General features: G+C 32.7%; 1 protein-coding gene. It reads left to right on the top strand.

Annotated elements, in window-relative coordinates; translation table 11 throughout:
• A partial coding sequence (locus VFS71_RS05885; RefSeq protein WP_326399944.1) for a PAS domain S-box protein occupies positions 1 to 2,139 on the top strand: 2,139 nt, incomplete at both ends.

Here is a 2,139-nt window from a genome sequence, read left to right as displayed (position 1 = left end):
TTAAAAGGAAAGACTTCAGTAATTTTTGAAAACAGGATCCTTACTAAAAAGGGAGAGCTTTTATCGGTGCAATGGACATCCATTATAAATCCTTCAAAAAATCTTGTATATTCCATTGGAAGAGATATTACCGAAATTAGGACTGTACAAGAACAATTGGTAGCTAGCGAAAATTTATTAAACGATGCTCAAAAAATTGCCAAAATAGGCAGTTGGGAATTTAATTTGAATACACAAGAATTGATTTGGTCCAAAGAATTATATCGTATTTTTGAAATGCCCAAAGGTAATAATAAAAACTTATATGAACGATATCTAAATCATTTTTCAGAGGAAGATAGGGAGATTATTAATAATAAGATAAATGAGTCAGTCAGAACAAAATTACCTTATGAAATTACCCACAAACTATGCTTTCCCGATAACCGTTTCAAATGGATTTATGGCACTGGAGTTCCTATTGTAAACGATAAAGGGGAAATAATTTTTTTGAGAGGAGTAGCTCAAGATGTAACCGAAAAAAAGCGAATTGAGAGTGAAATTTTGGCCAAAGAAAAAGAAGTTGCAGCTATCAAAGAGAAAGAAAGAGAGCAACAAAGTAATGCCAAATTTAGAAACTATGTAGAGAATGCACCCGATGGTGTGATAGTAGTAAATAAAGATGGATCTTTCTTGGAAGTAAATCCAGCGGCTACAAAAATCACGGGTTATTCTAAAGATCAGTTGTTAAAAAAGACGCTTAAAGATTTGACCCCACCAGATTCCTTGACCAAAATTGAAAGTATATTTGAAACACTTTCAATGGAAAGAACCTCAAATGATGTAGTTCCGTTTATTCATAAAAAAGGAACTTCACGATGTTGGTCTATTGATGCCGTTAAACTATCAGAAATGCAAATTTTATTATTTGTGAAAGATGTTACTGAGAGGATTCAAACAATTGATGCCTTAAAAGAAAAAGAAGAGTTTTTGAAAGAAACCCAAATCATCGCACAATTAGGGACTTATAGTATAAATATGCATACAGGGATATGGACGAGAACCGATTTGCTGAATACTATTTTTGGGATAGATGCTGACTATGATTTGAATCAAGAGTCTTGGAGGGCTTTGGTACATCCCGCTTGGAGGGAAAGTTTGGAAATGTATTTTCATGAAGAAGTCGTAAATAAAAGAAAACCATTTAATAAGGAATACAAAATCATAAGGGTAAATGATAATGCCGAACGCTGGCTACATGGAATAGGAACTTTAAAATGGGATGAAGATAATAATCCTTCTGTTGTTGTGGGGACTATTCGGGATATAACCGACCATAAACTGTTGGAATTGGAATTGATACGTGCCAAAGAAAAAGCGGAAGAAAACGAAAAGGATTTGTACATAAAATACATTGAATTCGAAGAAATTAATGAGCAATTAAAACAAAGCAATAGAGAACTTAAAAAAGCCAAAATTCAGGCCGAGGAAGCCAATAAAGCCAAATCCGATTTTTTGTCAAATATGAGTCACGAGATCAGGACTCCACTAAACGGCATTGTTGGTTTTACCGATTTATTGATGAAAACCGATCTCGAAAAAAATCAGTTGGAATATATGTCAACTGTTAATGTTTCTGCTAATTCCCTAATGGAGATTATTAACGACATACTTGATTTTTCAAAAATTGAATCTGGTAAATTAGAGTTGCACATAGAGGATATTGATCTTTTTAGGCTGTTGCACCAAGTAATAGATTTGTTTAAACATCAGGCCAATATGAAAAATATTTCTTTATCATTAACGATTGAAGAAAGTGTGCCACAATATATATATGCAGATTCTATTCGGTTGAAACAAATATTAGTAAATTTAATTAGTAATGCTTTAAAATTCACTTCTTTTGGACATATTCATTTGGATGTTGAACAGGTAAAAGGAGGTAAGAAAAATGCAACCATAAAATTTTCCATTAAAGATACCGGTATTGGAATCAAGCAATACAATCAAAAGAAAATTTTCAATTCCTTTGTTCAGGAAGACAGTGCCACGTCAAGAAAATTTGGAGGAACAGGTTTAGGGCTTGCTATTTCAAATTTGCTTCTTGAATTAATGAATAGTAATTTGCAATTGAAAAGTAAGTATGGAGATGGTAGTGAT

Source organism: Flavobacterium sp., assembly GCF_035760125.1.
Taxonomy (GTDB): Bacteria; Bacteroidota; Bacteroidia; order Flavobacteriales; family Flavobacteriaceae; genus Flavobacterium.
Note: the sequence above shows the minus strand (reverse complement) of the source record. Positions and strands in the feature narration are given on the sequence as shown.